The organism is Caldanaerobacter subterraneus, from assembly GCF_004345675.1.
Classification (GTDB): domain Bacteria; phylum Bacillota; class Thermoanaerobacteria; order Thermoanaerobacterales; family Thermoanaerobacteraceae; genus Thermoanaerobacter; species Thermoanaerobacter subterraneus.
In genome coordinates, this window is record NZ_SLWU01000015.1 from 64,199 (window position 1) to 66,122 (window position 1,924).

Annotated in this window: 1 CRISPR repeat array. The window is 39.6% G+C overall.

The annotated features are described in order from the left end of the window. Positions 1 to 2: 2 nt before the first annotated feature. Positions 3 to 1,917: direct repeats of the CRISPR family, unit length 30 nt; unit sequence GTTTTTAGCCTACCTAAGAGGGATTGAAAC. The last annotated feature ends 7 nt before the right edge of the window (positions 1,918 to 1,924 follow it).

The window sequence follows — 1,924 nt, forward strand, 5'->3', positions numbered from 1 at the left end:
TTGTTTTTAGCCTACCTAAGAGGGATTGAAACGATCTTTCTGGGGTTAAATCTTTGGGTGGTCCTATGTTTTTAGCCTACCTAAGAGGGATTGAAACTGGGAAGATGAAGAGAAAGAGGAGGGTTAAAGGATGGGTTTTTAGCCTACCTAAGAGGGATTGAAACAATGTTGTTACACAAATTTGGTTTTGCGGTAACAATGTTTTTAGCCTACCTAAGAGGGATTGAAACCCTATTACTATTTTACTTACTCCTTTTTCTTTTGCGTTTTTAGCCTACCTAAGAGGGATTGAAACCAACACGCTATCGCGCGCCTTAGCTAAACAACAAAATGTTTTTAGCCTACCTAAGAGGGATTGAAACGTTAGTTTATCTGAGTTTTATTTTCATGAGTGGATGAAGTTTTTAGCCTACCTAAGAGGGATTGAAACATTTCAAGCGACTTTCACCACCTTCTTTACCTCAATTAGGTTTTTAGCCTACCTAAGAGGGATTGAAACGTACGCAAAACATGTACTCAAGGTTAGGTATTACAGTTTTTAGCCTACCTAAGAGGGATTGAAACATCCTCTCTTGAAAAGGCATATTCAGAGGACTCGAATGGTTTTTAGCCTACCTAAGAGGGATTGAAACGCACTTAGAGCATTTCACAATCACTTACCAATCCCTCCGTTTTTAGCCTACCTAAGAGGGATTGAAACACAGAAAAGCGTTTGGTTTATTGAAAGTGGGTTATAACAGTTTTTAGCCTACCTAAGAGGGATTGAAACTCATGCTAGTCTTCACCTACAACCACCTCCCTTGCTCCGTTTTTAGCCTACCTAAGAGGGATTGAAACAACAAGATTTCATCATTTTGTATCTGTCTATCCAACTGTTTTTAGCCTACCTAAGAGGGATTGAAACACTCTCTGCAAGTGTTATACTGTCCCATATGAGGGACGTTTTTAGCCTACCTAAGAGGGATTGAAACCTGCAGTACCGCACCATGCAAGGCCTTCGCTGCACTAGTTTTTAGCCTACCTAAGAGGGATTGAAACTCTAATTTCTCTTGAAATTCTTTTTCGGGGAATCTAAGTTTTTAGCCTACCTAAGAGGGATTGAAACGTCGCCAGACCAGAACACGCCCAATGGGACCCATTCCTCGTTTTTAGCCTACCTAAGAGGGATTGAAACCAATATCTAATAAAGATTGTTGTCCTTCGATATGATTTACGTTTTTAGCCTACCTAAGAGGGATTGAAACTATACTCAAAAACACCACCCCTAACCTAACCTATATAGTTTTTAGCCTACCTAAGAGGGATTGAAACCTCGCCTGAGAGGGCTTTAAAAGGAGCTGAAAAGCCTGGTTTTTAGCCTACCTAAGAGGGATTGAAACTATACTCAAAAACACCACCCCTAACCTAACCTATATAGTTTTTAGCCTACCTAAGAGGGATTGAAACATTCTTCAAGCTTCTCTCTAGATAAAGAGGCTTTTGTTTTTAGCCTACCTAAGAGGGATTGAAACTCTAGCATGTTTACTGATAGGAATATAAGAAATTTCTCGTTTTTAGCCTACCTAAGAGGGATTGAAACTGTTTAGAAATAGAGTGCCTATAAAAAACATTTCTGAAGCGTTTTTAGCCTACCTAAGAGGGATTGAAACACGTTTTAGCATATTTTTAAAGTAAGACTCTTGTCTTGTTTTTAGCCTACCTAAGAGGGATTGAAACCTCGCCTGAGAGGGCTTTAAAAGGAGCTGAAAAGCCTGGTTTTTAGCCTACCTAAGAGGGATTGAAACATCCCTCCTGAACTTTACAATTTTGTAAGGTTAGGAGCGTTTTTAGCCTACCTAAGAGGGATTGAAACTGGTAGGAGGAATTAGAATGCTTTTAGGAAAAGTTGTTTTTAGCCTACCTAAGAGGGATTGAAACTGGTAGG